Raw genomic sequence first — 21757 nt, forward strand, 5'->3', positions numbered from 1 at the left:
CGGGTGCGGTCCGGCCCGGTCACCGTCCACAGGGCAGGGTCACGCGACCGTTCCCTCCACAGGGTGGGTCTCATCGGTGGCCACGTCGCCCGGCACCGAGCAGGCTGCCCCCCATGGTCACCGCCCACCGGTCACGTCGGTCCCCTCGCGCTCGTCGGCTGCCGCGCACCTCCGTCGTCAGCGCGGTCGCGGTCGTCTGCGTGGCGCTGCTTGCCGGCCCTGTCGGGGCCGGCACGGTGCCACCGGGGGGCGTCGACCCGGTGGGCGTGTGGCCGCTCTCCCCCGAGCCCCCGGTGGTGCACGGCTTCGACCCGCCGAGCACGCCGTACGCCGCGGGGCACCGCGGGGTCGACCTCGGCGGGGTCGTGGGACAGCCCGTGCTGGCAGCGCTGCCCGGTCGGGTCTACTTCGCAGGCAGGCTGGCGGGCCGCGGGGTCCTGGTGGTCGCGCACGGGGGCACCCGCACCACCTACGAGCCGGTGGCGGGCGTCGTCGCCGTCGGCGAGCAGGTGGCGGCCGGGCAACGGATCGGTCACCTGGAGGCCGGCGGCTCGCACTGCCTGCCGCGCGCCTGCCTGCACTGGGGATGGATCGCGGGCGAGCGCACCTACCTGGACCCGCTACGGCTGGTGCCGGCGGCGCCCGTGCGGCTGCTGCCGCTGTGGCGCGACGCCCCGGCGGCGACCACCGCCACTCCCCTCGGCTCGGCGTTCGCCGGCGTCGTCGGCGGGCTGCTCGGCGCCCGCCGGTGAGGGCCGGGCCCGAGCCTGGTCAGGCGCGGGGGTGCGCCTGGCGGTAGGCGCGACGGAGCCGGTCGGTGGTCACGTGGGTGTAGCGCTGCGTGGTGGCCAAGGAGGCGTGACCCAGCAGCTCCTGCACCGAGCGCAGGTCCGCGCCACCCTCCAGCAGGTGGGTCGCGGCCGTGTGTCGGAGACCGTGGGGCCCGATGTCGGGCGCACCCGGCACCTCGGCGATGCGCCGGTGCACCAGGGTGCGCACGGCGCGCTGGTCGATCCGCCCGCCGCGGGCACCGAGGAAGAGCGCCGGGCCCGAGCCCTCCCGGGCCAGCTGCCGGCGTCCACGGTCGAGCCAGTGGTCGAGCGCCCGGGCGGCGGGTGCCCCGTAGGGGACGGTGCGCTCCTTGCGCCCCTTGCCCAGCACGCGCACCACCCGGCGACCGTCGTCGAGGTCGTCGACGTCGAGCCCGGTGAGCTCGCCGACGCGGATGCCGGTGGCGTAGAGCAGCTCCAGCATCGCGACGTCGCGCAACCCGACGGGACTGCCGTCGTCGGCCAGGTCGGCTGCGGCGCGGATGAGCTGCTCGGCCTCGTCGGCGCCGAGCACCGCGGGCAGCGTCTGCGGAGCCTTGGGCGACCCGAGGGCGGCGCCGGGGTCGGTGGTCACCTGCCCCGTGCGGGCCAGCCACGCGGTGAACACTCGCGCGGCGGTCGCACGGCGGGCCAGGGTGGTGCGGGTCAGCCCCATCGAATGCTGCTTGGCCAACCAGCTGCGAAGGGCGCGCAGGTCGAGGTCGTCCGGATGGGTGGCACCGAGCCGGTGCGCGTGCTCCAGCAGGCCGGCGACGTCGCCGAGGTAGGCACGGACGGTGTGCGGGGTCAGGTCGCGCTCGGCGACCAGGTGGCGCTCGTAGCTGCCCAGCACACCCGCGAAGGACTCCGGCAGGACCTCACCGAGCTCTTGCGGCTGTGCCTCGGTCGGCGCGACGTCCTCGACCGCCGGGCCGGTGGTCACGAGGGTTCGCTGGTGTCGCTGGTGTCGCTGGTGTCGCTGGTGTCGCTGGTGTCGGTGGGGCCCGGCCCGTCCAGCGTCCAGGCCTCCTCGAACTCCACCACCGTGAGCTCGGCCAGCTGCGCCTTGACGTGGTCCACGAGGTAGGCCGCCTGCTCGCCGTCGCCGGCGTCGAGACGCATGACCTCGGAGTCGTCCGCGCGACGGCGCACCACCAGGTCACCGGCGGAGGGATGGAGTGAGTCCCCCACGAGCTGGTGGGCGAGCGCGGCGGCACCGCGCAGGACGCTGCGCGCGATCCCCGCGGGCTGCGTGGGCGTCTCCAGGTGCACGTCGAAGACCTCGCCGGCCGACTGCGTCTCGTTGAGCATGTCCACATCGTACGGAGCAGCGAGGGGCAGCCGAGGCACCTCGGAGCCGTCAGGGTGCCGCTCGCAGCTGCGAGGGCACCTCCCGGTCCGAGAGTCGCCACCCGGCATCACCACGCTCCACGAAGCCTCGCGCCTCGAGGTCCAGCAGCGCCTGCTGCGCGGCCACCAGCTCGACCCCGGCCGTCCGCGCCACCGAGGTGCTGCTCGCCCCCTGCACCACCGGTACTGCGTCGAGCACCTGGCGCGTCCGGCGCGGTAGCGCGTCGCGCGCGGTGTCGGGGCTGCGCACCTCCTCCACCAGGTGCTCGCCGGCGCTGCCGACCGACTCGAGCACGTCGTTGCCGTCGCAGACCAGCACCGCGCGTCCGTCGCGCAGCAGCCGGTGCACCCCGCCGGAGGCGGCGCTGCCGACAGGACCGGGCACCCCCATGAGCACCCGGTTCAGTCGCGTGGCCCAGGTGGCGGTGTTGAGCGCGCCGCTGCGCTGGGCGGCCTCGACCACCACCGTGCCGCGGGTCAGGGCCGCGATCAGCCGGTTGCGGGCCAGGAAGCGGTGCCGCAGCGGGGCTGCGCCCAGGGGGACCTCGGAGATCACCGCGCCGTGCTCGCGGATGTGGCCCAGCAGGTCGCTGTGCGCCTGCGGGTAGACCCGGTCGGCGCCGCAGGCGAGCACCGCCACCGTCGGGGCGTGCGAGCCGATCGCGCCCCGGTGGGCTGCCTGGTCGATGCCGAAGGCACCGCCGGAGACCACGATGCGGCCTGCCCTCGCGACCATCGCGGCGATGTCGCCAGCGGCCTGCTCGCCGTACCCGGTCGAGGACCGCGACCCCACGAGCGCCACCGAGCCCTCGAGCGCCTGGAGCGGGAGCGGGCCGCGGACCCACAGGCCGAGCGGGACGCCGCCGCGCTCGTGGTTCTGACCGGCGACGGCGAGGTGGTCGAGCTGAGGCGGCCACTCGTCGTCGCCCGGGATGACGAAGCGGATGCCGAGGCGAGCGGCGCGCGCGAGCTCGGCCGCACCGTCGGCCTGCTGGGCGCGCAGCGCGGTGTCTGCGACCAGGCCACGGACCTCCGCGTCCTCGGCGCGACCCTCGCGCAGGGCCGCGAGCAGGCCCGCCGGTCCGAGCGCGTCCACGAAGCCACCCAGACGCAGGTCGCCGGGCTCGGCCAGCATCGAGAGGCTGACCCGGGCCTCTCGCTCGGTCCGACGCGGATCGGCGGTGGGCACGGTGGTGGGCACGGTGGGCGTGGTCACGAGGCCTCCAGGTGCAGCGCGCGGGAGGGCAGCGGCGCCCCGTGGCGCAGCGCCAGGGCGACCTCCACCTCGTCACCGCCGGGCTGGTGCTGCTCGGAGCCGGGCAGGCCGGACCGCACCGCGGCCAGGTCGGCGAGCGTCCAGGCCACGCGCTGCACACGGACGGCGCCACGACGGGTCAACCGCCCCTGGTAGACGTCCTCGTCGACGAGGGACTGCGCCGACTGCTCCAGGGGCCACCGCTCGCGCAGCACCGCGCCCGGCACGTGGGCGTTCAGGCGCCAGGCGCATCCCTGGTAGCGCTCGGCCTGGCGCAGGCGCACGAGCGCGACCCGTTCGCGCACCACCGACGACGGCTCCCCGACGTCGAACCGGTCGAACTCCTGGTGCGGTGCCAGCGGCGCGACGTGCCGGACCACGTCGACGCGGTCGACGATCGGACCGCTGAGCTTGCGGCGGTAGTCGCGACGCGTGGTCTCGCGGCAGGTGCAGCGGTTGCTGCCGGCCTTCTCGGTGTAGTCGCCGCACGGGCAGGGGTTGCACGCCAGCACCACCATCCCGCGCGCCGGCAGCGTCGCCGACTCCCCCATCCGCGCGATCGTGACCTCGCCCGACTCCATCGGCTGGCGCAGCGCCTCGATCGCGTCGACCCGGAAGAGGGGGAACTCGTCCAGGAAGAGCACCCCACCGTGGGCGCGGCTCAGCTCGCCCGGCGTGACCCGACCGGATCCTCCGCCCACCAGGCTGGCCTTGGAGGCGTCGTGGTGCGGCGCCGACCAGGGGGCCTGGGTGAGCATCCCGTGCGCGGGGTCGAGGATGCCTGCCAGGGAGTGGATGGCCGTCAGCTCGAGGGACTCCTCGCGGCTCAGCGGCGGCAGGATGGTGGGGATCCGCTCGGCGATGCTGGTCTTGCCCGACCCCTTGGGTCCGCTGAGCAGCAGGTGGTGGCCGCCGGCCGCAGCCACCTCGACGGCGAGCCGGGTGTCGGGCATGCCGCGCAGGTCGGCGAGGTCGAGCTCCTCGAGCCGCTCGTCGCCCCGCCAGGCCAGCAGCCTGCTGCTCGCCATCGGCGGCACCGGCGGCGCACCCGGCACCAGGTCGCCGCGCAGCTCGGCCACCACCTGCTCCAGCGAGCGCAGCCCGAGCACCTCCAGGCCCTCGACCATCGCGGCCTCGGCTGCGAGCGGCTCGGGCACGAAGACCCGCCGGGCGCCGCGCTCGACCGCCGCGAGCACCATGGGCAGCACGCCGGGGACGCAGCGCAGGCCGCCGTCGAGCCCGAGCTCGCCGATGAACGTGGTGCCCGGCAGCGTCTCGGGCGGCACCTGGGCGTCCGCGGCCAGGATCGCGACGCAGATGGCCAAGTCGTAGTGGGTGCCCCGCTTGTGGAGGTCGGCCGGCGAGAGCAGGATCGTGGTCCGCTTGGTGGCCGGCCAGGCCAGCCCGCTGTTGATGATCGCCATCCGACAGCGGTCCTTGGCCTCCATCAGCGAGGCGTCGGGCCGACCGATCAGGGTCGTGCTCACCGACCCGGGCGAGACGTCGGCCTGGACGTCGATGTGGTGACCGAGCGCGCCCGTGAGCGCGACGGTGCTGGTGGTGGCGTGCGGCATCAGCCGATCCCCACCACGTGCTCGACCTCGGCGCGTCCCCGGTCGGGCCGCAGCACGGCCACCAGGTCGACCCGCACCTCGTCGGCGCGCAGCCCGTGCGCCTCCTGCCACAGCTGCGCGAGCCGCTGCAGGCGCTGCAGCTTGCGCGGCCCCACCGCCTCGTGGGGCGTGCCGCAGGCCTGGGCGGCGCTGCGTGTCTTGACCTCGCACACCACCAGCACGTCGCCGTGCCGTAGCACCAGGTCGAGCTCTCCGCGCTCGCACCGCCAGTTGCGGTCGAGCAGCTCGTACCCGCACTCCTGCAGGTAGCGCGCCGCCACCTGCTCCCCGTAGGCCCCCAGGGCCTGCCTTGCCGCCGTCGTCGTCATCTGCGACCTCCTTGCCGCAGAGACTCACCCGCTCTCGCGCGTCGGGCACACGGGTCGCTCCAGCCTGTGGAGAGCGCAGAGCCCGATCGCCGGCTGTGAACGAGAGGTGGGTCGTTCACGGAAAGATCAGCCGCGCAGGGCGGGCTCCCCGCACTTCGGAGTGGGCCGCGCCCGCACGTCGGCACCGCTGAGGTCGATGCCGAGAGTGTTCAGCAGGGGCGCGATGACGAGGCTGTCGAGCGAGGCGACGAGAGGGTTGACCAGGCCGGTCGTCAGTGCGTTGAGGATGGGGCCCAGGACGATCCCGACCGGGAGACCCACCAGGGCCAGCCCCGAGGTGTTCACGGTCAGCGCCGGCAACCCCGAGCTCCCGTAGCCGGCCAGGGACCCCGTGTCGTAGTCCTCGCCGAGGACGTTGACGACGACGTCGCTCTCGATGTCTTTGCGGCCCGTGATGCGGATCGGCCCGCTCACCACCGGGATCTCCACGAACAGGACCCGCGCGTACACCGTGACCTCGAGTGTGAGGTCGATGTCGAGCAGCCCGTCGGAGACCGCGACCGTGACGCCCAGCGGGTCGCAGCGCACGTCGGTCAGGCGGCCCTTGGCGCTCGCGGCCTTCACGGTGCCGGAGAGCGAGACCCGGGTGCGCAGCAGGCCCGGCACGTTGACGTCCGCCGCGGAGGCCGAGAGGGTCGCGGTGCCCTGAGTCGAGGAGGCGGTGGCGCCAGGGTTGTTCTTGCGCCCGCAGCCCTGCTTCAACGGCTCGATCACGCTGATGCTGGAGCGCACGTTCGCCAGCGGTGCCAGGTTCACGTTGGTCGCCGGCAGCGAGAGCCCGTTCTGACCGTTGGCGGCCGCGGCCCCGGCGGTCACCAGGTCGAAGACGTTGAGCGCGGCGTCGAGCCCCGCGGAGCCCCCCGTGTCCAGGCCGAGCAGGTCACCTGCCTGCAGCTGCGCGGCACCGACGCTGCCCGCGAGCCGTTGCAGCAGCTCCACCTGGGCCGTGTTCCCCGACTCGCGCCCGAGCACCTCGGCGACTGCGAGGTAGTAGTCGCGCAGACCGACCAACCGGTTGCCACGCACCGCCTCCTCCAGCGTCACCGCCCCCACCTCCACGCCGAGCATGTCGACGAGGTCGACATCGGCGTTGGCCAGGCCGTTGTAGTCTGCGGCGCTGAGCGTGATTCCCGATCCCAGCGCTCCGAGGAGCGGACCCAGGATCGGCGACTCGCCGGTGTCGAGTCGGGCAGCGTAGGAGCCGATGGTGAAGCAGGCACCGGCCGCCAGGTCGGCAACGGCGCTGCGGACCGCTCCTCCCGAACCCGGCACGAACGCGAACCCCACCTCGGTGGCCGAGGTGACGCGCACGGCGGTGGGCACCGCCGCGCCCGACAGCTCGGTGAAGCTGCCGTCCTCCTCGAGCTTGCCGAGTTCGACGTCCAGGTCGGGCGTGTCCCCGAGCGTGCCGCCGTTGCGCGCCCTGCTGGCCGCCGCCAACCCGGGCATCAGCGGTGTGAGCTCGGCGACGGTGCGCTGCCCGTCGAGCTCGCGCACGAGGTCGAGTGCCACCACGTCGGCCAACGACTGCATGTCGGCTCGGGCCACCCGCTGCATCCCGAGGTCGACAGCGAAGGCCGCCACGAGCACGAGCACCATGACGATGGCCGCGGTCATCACGGCCACTGCTCCTTGCTCGTCGTTGCGGCGGCGCGTCCGGGACATCAGCTCACCCGGGCCTGGGCCGAGTAGGTCAGCGTGTCCGGCAGGACGACACCGACGCCCGGGAACGAGGGCACCAGAGCGTTCTCCGCGTAGTCGTAGACCAGGCGGACGGTCACGCACTCGACACCCTCAGCCGCCGCCGGCGTGCACGTCCCCGGGTCGGAGATCTCGCACCGACCAACCCTCGTGCCTCCGCGCAGCAGGGTCCCGCCGGCGCCACAGGTGAGGCCGAAGCTGTCGAGGGCCTCAGCCACGGCCGACGTCGCCTCGTCGCGCTTGTCGTCGGAGAGGAACGTGACGGCAGCGGCTCGCGCACCCTCGGTCGCGGCCTGGCTGAGCGTCTGCCGGAAGCTGAGCATCACGCCGTAGCTGATGATCCCGAACAGGAGCAGCACCAGCAGCGGGACCACCAAGGCGAATTCGACCGCCGCCGCACCCCGTTCGGTACGGCGGTCCCGCCCCTCCCGGCGACCCACCATGTGTCCTGTCCCGTAGTCGTCCCAGCGCATGCAAAAGGGGCGGGACGACCAGCGTCCCAACCCCCGCGCATCAGTATGCCGGGGGAAGGCGCCGCTCGCAGGGCTTCACGCGATTTTGCCGAGCGTCCGCCCGGCGTCAGCCGCGCAGCGAGGGGCTGTTGCAGATGGGTCGGGGCAACATGAACAGGTCGGCACCGGCGGCACTGGCGCCCAGCAGGTTGAGGGTGGGCTCCAGGAAGACGTTGACCTGGTCGATGAAGTCGTTGATGCCGGGCAGGACGTTCTTCTGGGTCAGCTCCTGGGTGAGGGCGTTGAGATTGAGGACACCACTGCTGAGCAGCTCTCCCGTACCCAGGATCGTCGTCGTGCTGCCCAGCAGTCCGCTCGTCACCACCTTGACGGTGCCGCTGATGTCAGCAGCATCGATGGTCACGTGCGGGACGAGCGTCGTCGCAGCACCGGAAACCCGCTCTGCCTGCCCGTAGGTCCGCGGTGGCACCGAGTAGGTCGCAGTGCTGCTGGTCGGGCTGGCGTTGATCGAGACGCCGGCGTTGATGGACAGGTCGACGGTGACACGCGTGCTGCCGAGCAGGCCGTCCAGCCCGAGCACCGAGAGGTTGCTCAGCAGGTCGCTGGCCCGGATCTCACCCGACAGCTTGAGCGGGATCTTCAGGCTCACCGAGGAGACGGCCGAGCGCTCGATCTGCACGGAGATCGACTCGGGGCTGTCGGTCGTGCCCGCGCCGCAGGTGATGGTCCGCAGCGTGCCCTTGGCGCCGATCAGGCTGATGTCGAGCTCGACCGGCACGGAAGGGCCCGAGAGCCCCAGGATCGTCGGCACGTTGAGCTTGGGGCGGGCGAACAGCTTGACCTGAGCGGTCTCCGCCACCGTCTCGTTCACTCGTCCGCAGCCCCGCTGGGGCCGCTGGATCACCTGCAGGCCGGCCTCGCCGTTGGAGAACTGCGGCACCTTCCAGAACACGGGCGTGCTGAGGAAGTTCTCGCCGTTGGCGACGAAGGCCGAGGCGCCGACGAGGTCGAGCAGGTTGAACTGGGTGTCGAGCGCCGCCTGACCGCCCGCGGTCGCGGTCATCAGGTCGGCGAAGTCGAGCACGAAGGTGCTGTCGACGGCGGCGGAGAGGCTGTTGAGGAGGGCGATGTCGGCAGCCTGTCCGCTCTCGCGCTGCAGAGCCGCGGCGGAGGCCAGGAAGAGACGCCGCAGGGTCAGCTTCTCGAGCTTGAGCAGCTCCTCGACGGTGCCGGCGCCGAGCTCGAGGGCCAGGCTGCGCAGCGTCACGCTGGCGTCGGCGAGACCCATGTAGCCGGCCACGTTCACGTTGATCGCGTCCTTGACCAGGCTGTCCAGCAGCGCGGAGTTGCCGCTGTTGACGGCGGCGGCGAACGACCCCAGGGCGAAGCAGGCGATCGACTCCGAGGCGCCGATGGCCGTGCGGGCCGCCCCACCGCTGCCGACGCTGAACGCGAAGTCGACGGTCGTGCTGGCGTTGACGAGCACCGCCTGGGGCACCGCGGAACCGGTCACGGCCACGGGCGTCCCGTCCGCGGCGCGCACCGGGTCGCCCATCACGTCGAGGGTGATCAGCGTCCACGTGACGGTCGGGTCGTCGCCGAGTGCGGCGCCCTCGTTGCGCGCCTCGCTGGCCGCCGCGGCAGCCGCGATCCCCAGCATCTTCGCGTTCCCCGCGATGATCTGGTCCGCCGTGCGGCCGTCCACGAGCCGGGCGAGGTCGAGCGCGACGGAGTCCGCGAGCGCCTGCATGTCGCGCCGGGCCACCCGCTGCATGCCGAGGTCGACGGCGAAGGACGCGAGCACCACCAGCACCGTGCTGACGATGCCGACGGTCAGGGCCACCGCGCCGCGCTCGTCGCGGGCCCGGTGCCGGACGGCGAGCCAGCGCACCATGTCAGCTCACCTGCGACTCGGTGGAGTACTGCAGGTGCTCGGGCAGCACGATCCCGACACCGGGCAGTGCCGGCAGAAGCGAGTCGTCCTTGTAGGTGTAGTCGAGGCTCACCTGGGCGCACAGCCCGCCGATGGTGCTGGTGGTGCACGAGCGCGGCAGCGTGATGACGCAGGTGCCTGCCGGGTTGGTGCCGCGCATGAGCTGACCGGAGCTGGTGCAGGAGACGCCGTAGCTGGTGAGCGCGTCGTTGATGGCCGAGCGAGCCCTGGTCTTCTTCTGGTCGGTGGTCAGCGCGGTGGGCGCCACGGCCGCGGCGCGCGCGCCCTCGGCGGCGGCCTGGCTGAGCGACTGACGGAAGCTGAGCATGTAGCCGTAGGCGATGATCGCGAACAGCAGGAACACCAGCAGCGGCGCGACCAGGGCGAACTCGACGGCAGCGGCCCCGCGCTCCTCGCGGGGGCTGCTGGCGCGCGGGCGGGTACGGCTGCCCGGCATGGTCCCTCCCAGGGATGTGACGACGTCGCTGACGAGCGGCCTCCCTCCGCTCACGTGCACGGTAGGGCGCCCACTGACCCCGCGTCTGCACCCCCGGACAGAGATGACCCGGGAGGACTAGCAAGTCGGGCCGATCGGCCGCGGTCCTGCCCCGATCGGTGTGTTCCGTCTGGTCGCCTCAGCCGGCCAGGCGTGGCGTGCCGCAGTTCAGCGCGGGCTTGGAGTCGAGGATGACGTCGGAGCCGGCGACCCTCGCGCCGATCAGTGCGAGCACCGGGTCGAAGACCGTCTTGCTCAGGCTGCGGGAATCGGTCGGGCTCAGCAGCGCCGCCATGCCGTTGCCGAGCACGGCGGAGAGGATGGCGGACTGCTGCCCGGCGTTCAGGCTGACCCCGGCGCCGAGCAGGCCACTGAGCAGGGCGACGTGCGCGTTGACGCTGGCGCCGCTGCGGGCGGTCACGCTCTTGATGTTCACGCCACCGCTGCTGGTCGGGTAGGGGGTGTCGAAGCTCTGCGGGGGGACGGCCAGGGACATCGAGGTGACACCTTTGGTGCCGAGCTCCACCGTGACGTCGACGGTGGCGTTGACGTCGATGACCACGTCGGCCAGGCCCAGGGTCCGGATGAGCGAGGCACGGACCCGTGCCCGCAGCGGTGTCGAGAAGGTGACGGTCGCCAGACCGTTGTCGACCTCGAGCGTGACCCCGGCAGGAGGTCCGCAGCTGACCGACTTCAGCTTCGAGGAGGTGCCTGCCACGGAGAAGTCGAACGTCGCGTAGTTCTCCGCGGTGATCTGCGCCGAGGCCACGCCGGCGAGCACGTCGGTGATGGGCGACATCGCGAAGTCGAGGGTGGTCGGTGCCAGCTGGCCGCCGACCCGCGCGCGCAGCTGCTCGACGTCGGACCGCACGCCGATGGTGCCGGAGCTGCCCGGGCTGCCGCAGTACTGCTTGGGACCCTGGAGCAGCCGGACCTCCAGTCCCGCCGAGGTCAGGCTCGGGATGGTGGCGCCGAGGTAGACGTTCGCCGCGTTGGTGCCGTTGAGCGCCGAGATCGACCCGCCGACCAGGTCGAGCGCGTTGGCCTGGGCGTCCAGCACCGAGCCCGACCCTGACACGACCGAGATCACCTTCGACAGGGCGATCGTGGTCTGGGTGCTCGAGGTGGCCCGCAGGCTGTCGAGGATCGTGATCGCGGTGCTGTTGCGCGGTTGTGCCAGCGCGTGGACCTGCGAGTAGAGGTCGCGCAGCTTGACCGTCGAGGTGGCCAGCTGGTCGACCGAGGCGACGCCCAGTCCGGCAGCGAGCTGGTTGAGGTTCACCGTCGCGCCGGCCAGGGCCTTGTAGTCCAGGGCGCTCACCGTGCCGCCGTTGCTGAAGGCTCCGGACTGCATGGCCAGCTGGCGCAGCACCGGGTTGAGGAGCACCGAGTCGGCAGAGTTGACGCGGGCTGCCCAGGAGCCGAGCTTGTAGCAGGCCGAGGAGCTCAGGGCGGCGATGGCCGACCTGGTCGCCGAGCCGCTGCCGGCCTGCAGGGCGAAGTCGACCGACGCGGTCGTCTGCACCTCGACGGCGCTGGGCTGGCGGCCGGCGGGGATGGTGCTGCTGAAGACGTTGTTGCCGTCGACCACCCCCACGGTGGCCTTCGCGCACGCGTGGGTGGTGCACACCCACGGGGCCGCGTGCGTGGTGGAGCCGCCGAGGTTGCCCGGATTGGCCTCCAGGCTGGCGCGCAGCGCGGCGTCCCACGCCGGGGTGCCAGGGGCGACGCCGCGCCCCAGCGCCCGCGCCATGTCGAGCGCGGCGACGTCGGCCACCGACTGCATGTCGGCGCGCACGACCCGTTGCATGCCGAGGTCGACGCAGTAGGAGGCCACGAGCACCAGCAGGGTGACGCAGAGGGCGACGGTCAGCGCGACGGCGCCGCCCTCGTCGTCACACCGGACACCACGCGGCCGGACCGGCCGGGCTCTCATCCGTTGCCCTGGGCGGAGGCGACGTAGACGAGCTCCTCGGGCACCGGCACGAAGGGGAACGTGGGGACCAGCGGGTGGTCGTCGTAGCGGTAGACCAGCCGCACCGAGTAGGTGCAGGAAGCCGTGGTGCAGGAGGCGGGGCTCGTGACGGTGCACGTGCCGACCGTGGTGGTGCCACGCATCAGCAGGTTCCCGGTGGTCGAGCAGCTGTACCCGCTGCCCAGGGCGGCGGCCACGGCCGTGCGCGCCTTGGCTGCCGCCCCGAAGGTGGTGCTCGTGGGCGTCGCCGGAGCCAGCGCAGCGGCCCGCGCACCCTCGGCGGCGGCCTGGCTCAGGCCTTGTCGGAAGCTGAACATGACGCCGTAGGAGATGATCGCGAAGACGATCACCAGCAGCAGCGGGGCCACCAGCGCGAACTCGACCGCGGCGGCGCCGCGTTCAACGCGTCGACGGCCCTGGACGCCTCGCATCGCACCTCCCGTTGCCCGTGCCGGTGGGCCGGTGCCCACTCCTCCCACCAGAACGGTAGGACGCCACGGATCCCAGGTCAGCCCGCGCGAGGGAAGATGACCCGCGACGACTAGGAGGTCTGACCGAACGGCGGACCGAAACCTCAGGGCTTGGGCGGCTGCATGTCGCTCTCCGCGAGCTCCTCGACGTTGACGTCCTTGAAGGTGAGCACCTTGACGGTCTTGGCGAACCGGGCGGGTCGGTACATGTCCCACACCCACGCGTCCGACATGGAGACCTCGAAGAACACGTCGTCGGCCTCGGTGCGCGCCTTCACGTCGACCTGGTTGCACAGGTAGAAGCGGCGGTCGGTCTCGACGACGTACTTGAAGATGCCGACGACGTCGCGGTACTCGCGGTAGAGCGTCAGCTCCTGCTCGGTCTCGTACTTCTCGAGCTCCTCGGCACTCATGCGTGCTCTCCTCCACCCGACCGCTGACCACCCGGCACCTGCTCCGGTGACTGACCGGGCCCATTGTGCCCCGCGTCCGCCGGCTCGAGCCCCGCGGCCCGCCGCACGTTGACGAACCGCCGCCGGTGCACCGGGCAGGGGCCGTGCTCGGTCAGCGCCGCGGTGTGGGTGTCGGTGATGTAGCCCTTGTGCGTCTTGAAGTCGTAGGCCGGCCACGCGCGGTCCAGCTCGACCATCATCCGGTCCCGGGTCACCTTGGCCAGCACCGAGGCAGCGGCGATGCAGGCGGCCACCCGGTCGCCCTTCCACACCGCGAGCCCGGGCACACCGAGGCCGTCGACCGGGAACCCGTCGGTGAGCACGTAGTCGACCGGGACCTCGAGCGTGGCCACGGCCCGGCGCAGGGCCTCGATGTTGGCCACGTGCATCCCGAGCCGGTCGCACTCCTCGTGGTCGATCACCACCACCGACCAGGCGACGGCGCGCCGCACCACCTCGTCGTAGGCGCGTTCGCGCGCCCGCTCGGTGAGCAGCTTGGAGTCGGCCAGCCCGGGCACCACACCCGCCTTGCCGGGCGGCAGCACGGCGGCACCTGCGACCAGGGGCCCGGCACAGGCTCCTCGGCCGGCCTCGTCGACGCCTGCGACGACGTCCAACCCGTGACGGCGCAGGGCGCGCTCGTATCCGTAGAGCCCGGCGTCGCGCCGGACGGTCAGGCCACGGGGCAGCTGCGACACCGGTCCTCGTCGTCGGTCGTGGCTCAGGGAGCGCCGACCGCGGCGCCCTCGGCGTCGGGGACCTCGTCGAAGCTCGCGGGGCGGCCGACGCCGCCGATCCGGTCGCGCGGCCAGACCTTGAGGAAGACCTTGCCGACCACCAGGTCGGTGCTCACGAACGGGTCGAGGGTGCAGTCGGTGACGCCCTCGGTGCACAGGTGCACGGTCGAGTCGGCCGAGTTGGCGCGGTTGTCGCCCATCACGAAGATCTCGCCCTCGGGCACCGGTCCGGCGCTCCAGCCCCCGGTGGTGCAGGTGCCCGGCATCGGGCCGTTGCACTCCAGGTCCTCGTCGAGGATGTAGGTGTCCTCGTCGAGGGGCTGCCCGTTGACCAGGATGCGCCCCTCCTCGTCGCAGCACTCGACGGTGTCGCCGGCGACGCCGATGACCCGCTTCACCAGGTGACCGCCCGAGGGGTAGAGGCCCACCGCCGACAGCGCACTGGTGAAGGCGTTGGTGGGGCCGGTCTCCTCGGTCGGGCTCAGCCACCCACCGGGGTCCTCGAAGACGACGACGTCACCGCGCTGCGGGCTGCCGCCGAACCAGTAGGAGACCTTCTGCACCAGGATCCGGTCGTCCTTGACCAGGCCCGGCTCCATGGAGGCCGAGGGGATGTAGAAGGCCTGCAGGAACAGCGACTTGATGACGACGGCCAGCACGACGGCCAGCGCCAGCAGCAGGACGCTCTCCTGCCACAGCGAGAGACGACGCCGCGAGGGACCGCCCTCGGGCCGACCGTCAGGGTCGACCTCGGTGTGGGTGGCCTCGCGGTCGGCGTCGGTGTGCTCGGAGCTCACGCGCGGAGTCTAGGTGGACCGGGTGGCGTGCGAGGGATCGGCGCCGACGCCTCAGGCGTCCCGGCGCTCCTTGATCTTGGCGGCCTTGCCGCGCAGGTTGCGCAGGTAGTAGAGCTTGGCGCGGCGCACGTCGCCGCGGGTCACGACCTCGATCTGCTCGAAGATCGGGGAGTGCAGGGGGAAGGTGCGCTCGACGCCCACGCCGAAGGAGACCTTGCGCACGGTGAAGGTGCGGCCGATGCCCGAGCCGTGGATGCGGATCACGACGCCCTGGAAGATCTGGACGCGGGCACGGTTGCCCTCGACGACCTTGACGTGGACCTTGACGGTGTCGCCGGCGCGGAAGGCTGGGAGGTCGTCACGCTTCTGGGCGTTGCCGATGCCGACGATGGCGTTGGTGCTCATGGTTGTCTCCTCGCGGGTGCCACAGGTCAGCCGCGGTATCGGATGGTTCAGCGGGTGTCATCAACGTGGTCGCGACGCAGGAGGCCGGCGGCGTGAGGTGCTCCCCGTGGCGGGCACCCGACGCAGTCCCCCCGTGTGTTCCTCGGAGCGGACCTTCGGCCGGTCGGACCAAGGGGTGAGTCTGCCACAGGCCGGTCAGGCGCCGGAAATCCGCTTCTGCAGCACCACGGGGCCCGACCGGCCCTCGAGCGTGCGCACCGGCCGGAAGCCCGCCTTGCGGTACATCCGCAGGTTGCGCTCGCTGTGCTTGCCGGTGAACAGCTCCACCAGGCGCGTCCCGGGAGGCGCCGCTGCCAGCACGTGGTCGAGCAGCATCCGGCCCAGGCCGTGGCCGCGCAGGTCGGGCGCCACCATCAGCCGGCCCACCTGCCAGGTGGGGGTCTGGTCGGTCTGGTCGGCCGGCACGCGGCCGCGCACGGAGCCGACGAGCCGGCCACCGCGGCGCACCACCCAGGTGCGGTGCTCCTCCAGAGAAGCCACCACGTCGTCGAGCGTCTCGTGCAGGGCGGGGATGCCCAGGTCGTCGTTGGCGTGGGCCTCGGTGACCCAGCAGGCCAGCTGCAGGGTCAGCAGCTCGCCCGCGTCGGCGCGGGTGGCGGGCTCGATCGCCCACTCCCCCGGGGCGGCGCTGGCGTGCAGCAGGTCCGGACGACGCTCCGCGGTGCGGGTGAGCGCCTGCTCGTGACGCCACGCCGCGATCCGGCCGTGGTCGCCCGACAGCAGCACCGGCGGCACCTCCAGGCCGCGCCAGGTGGCGGGCTTGGTGTAGCCCGGGTACTCCAGCAGGCCTGCCTCGTGGGACTCCTCGACGAGGGAGGCCGCGTTGCCCATGAAGCCGGGCAGCAGCCGCACCACCGCCTCGGTGACGACGAGCGCGGCCGCCTCGCCACCGTTGAGCACGTAGTCGCCGAGCGAGACCTCGAGCACCTCGGTGCGGCTGGCGGCGTGCTCGACGACGCGCTGGTCGATGCCCTCGTAGCGACCGCAGCAGAACACCAGCCGCTCGCGGGCCGCCAGCTCGCGCGCCAGCGCCTGGGTGAGCGGACGGCCCGACGGCGTCGGCACCACCACCGTGGCGCCCTCGATGCCCAGGTCGTCGAACGCCTCGCCCCACGGCTCGGGACGCATCACCATGCCGGCACCCCCGCCGTAGGGCGTGTCGTCGACGGTGCGGTGCCGGTCGTGGGTCCAGCGGCGCAGGTCGTGCACCTGCAGGTCGAGCAGCCCCGAGGCGACGGCGCGACCGGGGAGCGACAGCTCGAGGGGCGCGAGGTAGTCGGGGAAGATCGTGAGGTAGTCCAGCCGCACGAGGGCCTCAGCCCTCGGGCAGCGGTGCGACCAGGCCCGGTCGGTCGGCCACGACCACGCGGCCGGCGTCGAGGTCGACCTCCGGCACCAGCGCGCTGACGAACGGCACCAGGGTGTCGCGCCCGTCGAGGGCGCGCACGGCGAGCAGGTCCTGCGCGCCGTGCACCACGCCGGTGACCTCGCCGAGCGGGGTGCCGTCGACGTCGTGCACGGCCAGGCCGACGAGCTGGTGGTCGTAGTACTCGTCCGGATCCGCAGGCACCTCGTCGAGCGACACGGTGACGTGCAGCACGCAGCCGCGTGCCGTCTCGGCGTCGGTGCGGTCGGCCAGCTCCTCGAAACGCACCAGGAGCACCTGCTGGTGCCACCGGGTCGTGGCCACCGTGAGCCGGGGATGCGCGAACGCCGATCCGCGCGGGGCCTCCACCCGGAGGGTGGCGCCCGGCGCGAACCGGCGTTCGGGTTCGTCGGTGCGCAGGTCGACGGTCAGCTCCCCGCGCAGCCCGTGGGGCTTGCCGAGACGACCGACGACGAGCTCGACGGTGTTGCTGGAGGTGCTGGAGGTGTCGCTCACCCGCGATCGCTCAGTGGCGGTCGACGTCGACGAAGTCGATGCGCGCCCCACCTCGGCCCGCGAGGGCCGAGATGACGGTGCGGAACGCGGTGGCCGTACGACCGCCGCGCCCGATCACCTTGCCGAGGTCGTCGGGGTGCACGCGCACCTCGAGCAGCGACCCGCGGCGCAGCTGCTTGTCGCGCACCACGACGTCGTCGGGGTGCTCGACGACGCCACGCACCAGGTGCTCGAGCGCGTCGGCCAGCATCAGCTGCTCGGCTCGGAGCTGGCCTCCGCCGCCTCGGCGCCCTCGGCAGCGGCCTCGGGCGACTCACCGGCGGCGACCTCAGGGGTCTCCTCGGCCTTCTCGGCCTTGTCGTCGGCCTTCTCCTCGACCTTCGGCTTCTCGGCCTTCTTCTTGGCGGTGGTGGCGCCCTCCTTGGCGTCGCTACCGGCCTCCTTGAGGGCCTCGTTGAAGATCTCGAGCTTGTCGCGCTTCGCGTCGGCGGTCCGCAGGGTGCCCTCGGCGCCCGGGAGGCCCTTGAACTTCTGCCAGTCGCCGGTGATGCGCAGGAGCTTGTGCACGGCCTCGGAGGGCTGGGCGCCCACGCCGAGCCAGTACTGCGCCCGATCGGAGACGACGTCGACCAGCGACGGCTCCTCCTTGGGGTGGTACTTGCCGATCTCCTCGATCACGCGACCGTCGCGCTTCTTGCGCGAGTCGACGACGACGATGCGGTACTGCGGCACCCGGACCTTGCCCAGGCGCTTCAAACGGATCTTGACGGCCACTGGTGTGGTGTCTCCTTGTTGATCGTGGTGGTGAGGTACCGGCTGCTGCGTGGGGACGCCAGCGCCGGGACGTCGAGGGGCCGTGCACCGCTCGGTGAGAGGGTCCGCGCGGGCAGGACTCAGCGGCAGATCATGCCAGAGGGGGCCGCGGGCCCACGAATCGAGTGACGGGCGTTCAGGTGTGGCCGAGCCCCGACCTGGCAAGGATGACCCCATGAGCTCGTTCCCGCCGCCTCCCGAGCAGCCCCGCCGCGATCCCCAGGACGGTCCGACCTACCCCGTCTACGAGCCGAGGGAGTCCTCGGCGGGGCAGGGTTCCTACCCGCCCCCACCCCACCGACCGGCCCAGCAGCCGGGATCCGGGGGCGCGCCCGGGGTGCCGCCCACCCACCAGCAGCCGCGCCGGGGCGGGTGGGTGCCGCCGGTCCTGCTGATGGTGGTCGGCATCGCCGTCGGGGTCTTCCTGGTCGTCCGCGCGGCCCTCGGGTTCAGCCAGACCGAGGCCACGGTGCCGGCCGACGGCGAGCCTCACGCGGTCATCCTCGAGGACACCGGGGAGCGGATGGTCTGGGTGGAGGAGTACACGACGTCGAGCTGCACGATCGTCGAGCAGGGGGGCGACACCCCGGTGCCGACCCGCTCGATGACGGGCCGCTTCTCCAAGTCGGGGCCGTCGGGGTCCTGGGTGGGTGCCTCCACCTTCGACCCGCCCGGCACGCAGCTGGAGGTCACCTGCGCCGCGGGCGGCGGCGACGTCCAGATCGGTCCCGCGGTCGACGGCGGCGGCTTCGCCCTCGGCATCGTGCTGGGGATCCTGGTGCCGCTGGTCTCGATCGCCGGAGGCATCGTGTGGCTGGTGGTCCGTGGCGTCCGCGGGCGGCGGACGCGTCAGCACCCGTGGGCCTGAGGCGCCCAGGTCAGTCGCGCGGCAGCACGGTCGCGCCGGCCACGACGCGGCCGCGGAGCACCACGCACGTGGGCTCGAACAGCACCGCCGGGTCGGCGCGGGGGTCGCGCGGGTAGACCACGAAGTCGGCCGTGACGCCCTCCTCGAGCCCGCCGTTCCAGCCCAGCCACTCCCGCGCCCGCCAGGAGGCGGCGCCCAGCGCGTACTCGGCGGGCAGGCCGAGCTCGACCATCGCGAGCACCTCGCCGGGCAGGTTGCCGTGCCGGGCCACTCCCCCGCCGTCGGACCCGGCGTAGAGCGCGACGCCGGCCTCGTAGGCCGCCATCACGGTGGCGCGCTGGCGCGCGTGCAGGTCGCGCATGTGCGCGGAGTACTGCGGGAACTTCGCCTCCCCGGCCTCGGCGTACTGCGGGAACTTGTCGATCTGCATGACCGTGGGGACCAGGGCGATGCCGCGGGCCACCATCTCCTCCACCTGCTCCTGCGCGAGACCTGTGCCGTGCTCGATGCAGTCGATCCCGGCTTCGATCAGCCCCGGGAGCACCTGCTCGCCGAAGCAGTGCGCGGTGACCCGCGCCCCGTGCTGGTGGGCCACCGCGATCGCCTCGGCGAAGGCCTGCGCCGGGAAGGACGGCGCGAGGTCGCCCTCGTCGCGCGAGATCCAGTCGCCCACCAGCTTCACCCAGCCGTCGCCGCGCTGCGCCTCGGTGGCCACCTGGGCGGCCAGCTGCTCGGGCTCCACCTCGTGGGCGTAGTTGCGGATGTAGCGGCGGGTGCGGGCGATGTGGCGACCGGCCCGGATCAGCCGTGGCAGGTCCTCGCGCTCGTGCATCCAGGAGGTGTCGAGCGCCGAGCCGCAGTCGCGGATCAGCAGCGTGCCGGCGTCGCGGTTGAGCACCGCCTGCGCCTCCGCCTCGGCGTCGGTGACCGCGCCGTCGTCGTCGAGGCCGATGTGGCAGTGCGCGTCCACCAGACCCGGCACCAGCCACCCCTCGGCCACGGTCTCGGCGCCCTGCGGGCGCTCGAGCGTGACCTGCCCGTCGACCACGAACACCTCGCGCGACTCCCCCGTGGGGAGCACCGGACCGGAGAACCTCAGCGCCGTCATGGGGTGACGGTAGCGATCCGCATGGGACTCATGGGGTGGATGGTGGACGTGGGACGCGGGATTTCCCCGGTCGGCCGGGGACTGTGCAGCTTGTCGGCCAAGATTTGGGCCGACAAGCTTGGGAGCAACCGGTCGACCGGGGAGATCCACCCCGGCGCACCGACGCCCTCACAACCGGTCGAGCAACCAGGTGGGACCGACGCCGGTGTCGGCCCACCGGGCGCAGCGGGCCTGCAGGGCGCGGTCGGCGGAGACGACGGTGACCCGGGCGCCCGCCTCGGCGGCGGCCTGGGCCTGCGCCACGATGGCGGCGTCGCCCTCGCCGGGGGCGTGCACGACCCGCACGTGGGCGTCGCGGCCGGCACGAGCCCCGCCCTTGGCGGCACCCTCCAGCACGAGCACCACCTCGTCGTGCGGCACGTCGGCCACCAGCAGCGCCTCGTGCAGGCGGCGGGCCGCGCCGGCGCGGTCCTTCCACCAGCCGTCGGGGCGGGCGCCGACCACGTTGGCGCCGTCGACCACCAGCACGGTGGCGGGTGGGCGCCGCGGGCTCACTTGAGGAACTTGGAGAAGTCCTGCGGCAGGTCGAGGTTGGCCGCGGCCTTCTCGTAGTCGATCTCCTCGCCGCCGGGCATGCCGAACGGGTTGCTGTTCGCCTTGGCGGCGGCCGCCTTCTCCTGGTCGGCCTTCGCCTGCTGCGCAGCCTTGGCCGGGTTGCCGGAGGTGCGGCGGCCCTTGGCCTTCTTGGGCGCCTGCTTGCCCTTGCCGCGCTTGCCACCGCCGGGCGCCCCCATGCCGGGCATCCCCGGCATGCCGGGCATCCCGCCGCCGCGCGCCATCTGCTGCATCATCTTGCGCGCCTCGAAGAACCGGTCGACGAGCTGGTTGACGTCGGTCACCGTGCGACCGCATCCCTTGGCGATGCGGGCGCGGCGCGAGCCGTCGATCATCTTGGGGTTGACGCGCTCGGCGGGCGTCATCGAGTAGATGATCGCCTGGATGCGGTCGATCTCGCGGTCGTCGAAGTTCTCCAGCTGCTCGCGCATCTGGCCCATGCCCGGGAGCATCCCGAGGATCTTGCTCATCGAGCCGAGCTTGCGCACCTGCTGCATCTGCTCGAGGAAGTCCTCGAGGGTGAACTCGCCGTCGCCGGAGAGCTTGCGGGCGGCCTTGAGCGCCTGCTCCTGGTCGAAGGTCTTCTCGGCCTGCTCGATGAGCGTCATGACGTCGCCCATGTCGAGGATCCGTCCGGCCATCCGGTCGGGGTGGAAGACGTCGAAGTCGGTGAGCTTCTCGCCGTTGCTGGCGAACATCACCGGGCGACCGGTGACCGAGCGGATCGAGAGCGCGGCGCCGCCGCGGGCGTCGCCGTCGAGCTTGGTGAGCACGACGCCGTCGAAGCCGACGCCGTCGAGGAAGGCCTGGGCGGTGCCGACGGCGTCCTGGCCGATCATCGCGTCGACGACGAACAGCACCTCGTCGGGGCGCACGGCGTCGCGGATGTCGGCGGCCTGCTGCATGAGCTCGGCGTCGACGCCGAGGCGGCCGGCGGTGTCGACGATGACGACGTCGTGCAGCCGGCGGGTGGCCTCCTCGATCGAGGCACGGGCCACGCCCACGGGGTCGCCGACGCCGTTGCCGGGCTCGGGCGCGAAGACGGGCACGCCGGCCCGCTCGCCGTTGACCTGCAGCTGCTTGACGGCGTTGGGGCGCTGCAGGTCGCAGGCCACGAGCAGCGGCTGCTTGCCCTGCTCCTTGAGCCACAGCGCGAGCTTGGCGGCCAGCGTGGTCTTGCCGGCACCCTGCAGGCCGGCCAGCATGATGACGGTCGGGCCGGTCTTGGCGTAGCGCAGCCGCCGCGTCTCGCCGCCGAGGATCTCGACGAGCTCCTCGTTGACGATCTTGATGATCTGCTGGGCGGGGTTCAGCGCACCGCTGACCTCCTCGCCGCGCGCCCGGTCCTTGACCGCCGCGACGAACTCCTTGACCACGGGCAGCGCGACGTCGGCCTCGAGCAGCGCGATGCGGATCTCGCGGGCGGTGGCGTCGATGTCGGCGTCGGAGAGCCGGCCCTTGCCGCGCAGGTTCTTGAAGGTGTCTGCGAGGCGGTCGGAGAGTGTGGCGAACAAAGAAGGTTCCTCGGTCTCGAGCGTCGATCGGGGGCCGGGAGC

The 21757-nt window shown here is 72.8% G+C and carries 24 protein-coding genes; 2 read left to right on the plus strand and 22 right to left on the minus strand.

The annotated features are described in order from the left end of the window. Positions 1 to 113 precede the first annotated feature (113 nt). The gene (locus tag ABD948_RS18745; RefSeq protein ID WP_345268763.1) at positions 114 to 752 is read left to right on the plus strand and encodes a M23 family metallopeptidase; all 639 of its coding nucleotides are present in this window, start codon (positions 114 to 116) and stop codon (positions 750 to 752) included. A 19-nt stretch (positions 753 to 771) separates the two neighbouring features. Here the strand turns inward: ABD948_RS18745 and ABD948_RS18750 are convergent, their stop codons facing one another. The 19 genes from ABD948_RS18750 to rpsP form a co-directional block, all read right to left on the minus strand. Continuing rightward, complete coding sequence (locus ABD948_RS18750) at positions 772 to 1683, minus strand: tyrosine recombinase XerC (RefSeq protein WP_345270408.1); 912 nt, start codon at positions 1681 to 1683, stop codon at positions 772 to 774. Between the two features lie 65 nt (positions 1684 to 1748). Then, complete coding sequence (locus ABD948_RS18755) at positions 1749 to 2120, minus strand: hypothetical protein (RefSeq protein ID WP_345268765.1); 372 nt, start codon at positions 2118 to 2120, stop codon at positions 1749 to 1751. A 49-nt stretch (positions 2121 to 2169) separates the two neighbouring features. Next, complete coding sequence (gene dprA / locus ABD948_RS18760; RefSeq protein ID WP_345268769.1) at positions 2170 to 3375, minus strand: DNA-processing protein DprA; 1206 nt, start codon at positions 3373 to 3375, stop codon at positions 2170 to 2172. Then, complete coding sequence (locus ABD948_RS18765; protein WP_345268773.1) at positions 3372 to 4988, minus strand: YifB family Mg chelatase-like AAA ATPase; 1617 nt, start codon at positions 4986 to 4988, stop codon at positions 3372 to 3374. Before ABD948_RS18765 ends, dprA begins: the two co-directional genes overlap by 4 nt. After that, on the minus strand, positions 4988 to 5356 hold the full coding sequence (locus tag ABD948_RS18770; RefSeq protein ID WP_345268777.1) for a YraN family protein: 369 nt from the start codon (positions 5354 to 5356) through the stop codon (positions 4988 to 4990). Before ABD948_RS18770 ends, ABD948_RS18765 begins: the two co-directional genes overlap by 1 nt. A 126-nt stretch (positions 5357 to 5482) precedes the next feature. Beyond that, a complete protein-coding gene (locus tag ABD948_RS18775; RefSeq protein ID WP_345268779.1) occupies positions 5483 to 7081 on the minus strand; it encodes a pilus assembly protein TadG-related protein in 1599 nt (532 codons plus the stop codon). Beyond that, a complete protein-coding gene (locus tag ABD948_RS18780) occupies positions 7081 to 7590 on the minus strand; it encodes a TadE/TadG family type IV pilus assembly protein (protein WP_345270421.1) in 510 nt (169 codons plus the stop codon). Before ABD948_RS18780 ends, ABD948_RS18775 begins: the two co-directional genes overlap by 1 nt. Before the next feature lie 106 nt (positions 7591 to 7696). Further along, a complete protein-coding gene (locus ABD948_RS18785) occupies positions 7697 to 9484 on the minus strand; it encodes a pilus assembly protein TadG-related protein (protein ID WP_345268785.1) in 1788 nt (595 codons plus the stop codon). Between the two features lies 1 nt (position 9485). Then, entirely contained in the window at positions 9486 to 9980 is a 495-nt protein-coding gene (locus tag ABD948_RS18790) for a TadE/TadG family type IV pilus assembly protein (protein ID WP_345268788.1), read from the minus strand. Between the two features lie 178 nt (positions 9981 to 10158). Next, positions 10159 to 11955, minus strand: coding sequence for a pilus assembly protein TadG-related protein (locus tag ABD948_RS18795; RefSeq protein WP_345268791.1), 1797 nt, complete (start codon positions 11953 to 11955; stop codon positions 10159 to 10161). Next, the gene (locus ABD948_RS18800; protein ID WP_345268793.1) at positions 11952 to 12425 is read right to left on the minus strand and encodes a TadE/TadG family type IV pilus assembly protein; all 474 of its coding nucleotides are present in this window, start codon (positions 12423 to 12425) and stop codon (positions 11952 to 11954) included. The genes ABD948_RS18795 and ABD948_RS18800 overlap by 4 nt, the downstream gene beginning before the upstream one ends. A gap of 143 nt (positions 12426 to 12568) precedes the next feature. Continuing rightward, positions 12569 to 12877, minus strand: a complete 309-nt coding sequence (locus ABD948_RS18805; RefSeq protein WP_345268795.1) for a DUF2469 domain-containing protein — start codon at positions 12875 to 12877, stop codon at positions 12569 to 12571. Beyond that, the gene (locus tag ABD948_RS18810) at positions 12874 to 13614 is read right to left on the minus strand and encodes a ribonuclease HII (RefSeq protein ID WP_345268798.1); all 741 of its coding nucleotides are present in this window, start codon (positions 13612 to 13614) and stop codon (positions 12874 to 12876) included. Before ABD948_RS18810 ends, ABD948_RS18805 begins: the two co-directional genes overlap by 4 nt. 23 nt (positions 13615 to 13637) lie before the next feature. Then, positions 13638 to 14450 (minus strand): signal peptidase I, encoded by an 813-nt coding sequence (lepB, locus tag ABD948_RS18815; RefSeq protein WP_345268801.1) that lies wholly within the window; start codon positions 14448 to 14450, stop codon positions 13638 to 13640. A gap of 51 nt (positions 14451 to 14501) precedes the next feature. Then, the gene (rplS, locus tag ABD948_RS18820; protein WP_345268813.1) at positions 14502 to 14855 is read right to left on the minus strand and encodes a 50S ribosomal protein L19; all 354 of its coding nucleotides are present in this window, start codon (positions 14853 to 14855) and stop codon (positions 14502 to 14504) included. A 195-nt stretch (positions 14856 to 15050) separates the two neighbouring features. After that, positions 15051 to 16223 (minus strand): tRNA (guanosine(37)-N1)-methyltransferase TrmD, encoded by a 1173-nt coding sequence (trmD, locus tag ABD948_RS18825; protein WP_345268836.1) that lies wholly within the window; start codon positions 16221 to 16223, stop codon positions 15051 to 15053. Between the two features lie 7 nt (positions 16224 to 16230). Next, on the minus strand, positions 16231 to 16797 hold the full coding sequence (gene rimM, locus ABD948_RS18830) for a ribosome maturation factor RimM (protein ID WP_345268851.1): 567 nt from the start codon (positions 16795 to 16797) through the stop codon (positions 16231 to 16233). Between the two features lie 10 nt (positions 16798 to 16807). Beyond that, the gene (locus tag ABD948_RS18835; RefSeq protein WP_345268856.1) at positions 16808 to 17047 is read right to left on the minus strand and encodes an RNA-binding protein; all 240 of its coding nucleotides are present in this window, start codon (positions 17045 to 17047) and stop codon (positions 16808 to 16810) included. After that, a complete protein-coding gene (gene rpsP, locus ABD948_RS18840; protein WP_345268860.1) occupies positions 17047 to 17571 on the minus strand; it encodes a 30S ribosomal protein S16 in 525 nt (174 codons plus the stop codon). The genes ABD948_RS18835 and rpsP overlap by 1 nt, the downstream gene beginning before the upstream one ends. 214 nt (positions 17572 to 17785) lie before the next feature. Here rpsP and ABD948_RS18845 point away from each other — a divergent pair, with 214 nt between their 5' ends. Further along, positions 17786 to 18478: a hypothetical protein gene (locus ABD948_RS18845; protein ID WP_345268864.1), complete on the plus strand. Its 693-nt coding sequence runs from the start codon at positions 17786 to 17788 to the stop codon at positions 18476 to 18478. A 10-nt stretch (positions 18479 to 18488) separates the two neighbouring features. Here the strand turns inward: ABD948_RS18845 and ABD948_RS18850 are convergent, their stop codons facing one another. The 3 genes from ABD948_RS18850 to ffh form a co-directional block, all read right to left on the minus strand. Further along, a complete protein-coding gene (locus tag ABD948_RS18850) occupies positions 18489 to 19586 on the minus strand; it encodes an amidohydrolase family protein (RefSeq protein WP_345268880.1) in 1098 nt (365 codons plus the stop codon). 168 nt (positions 19587 to 19754) lie between these two features. Further along, the gene (locus ABD948_RS18855) at positions 19755 to 20141 is read right to left on the minus strand and encodes a hypothetical protein (RefSeq protein ID WP_345268897.1); all 387 of its coding nucleotides are present in this window, start codon (positions 20139 to 20141) and stop codon (positions 19755 to 19757) included. Then, a complete protein-coding gene (gene ffh / locus ABD948_RS18860) occupies positions 20138 to 21715 on the minus strand; it encodes a signal recognition particle protein (protein WP_345268904.1) in 1578 nt (525 codons plus the stop codon). The genes ABD948_RS18855 and ffh overlap by 4 nt, the downstream gene beginning before the upstream one ends. Positions 21716 to 21757 lie beyond the last annotated feature (42 nt).

This window comes from Nocardioides nanhaiensis (assembly GCF_039542785.1).
Taxonomy (GTDB): domain Bacteria; phylum Actinomycetota; class Actinomycetes; order Propionibacteriales; family Nocardioidaceae; genus Nocardioides; species Nocardioides nanhaiensis.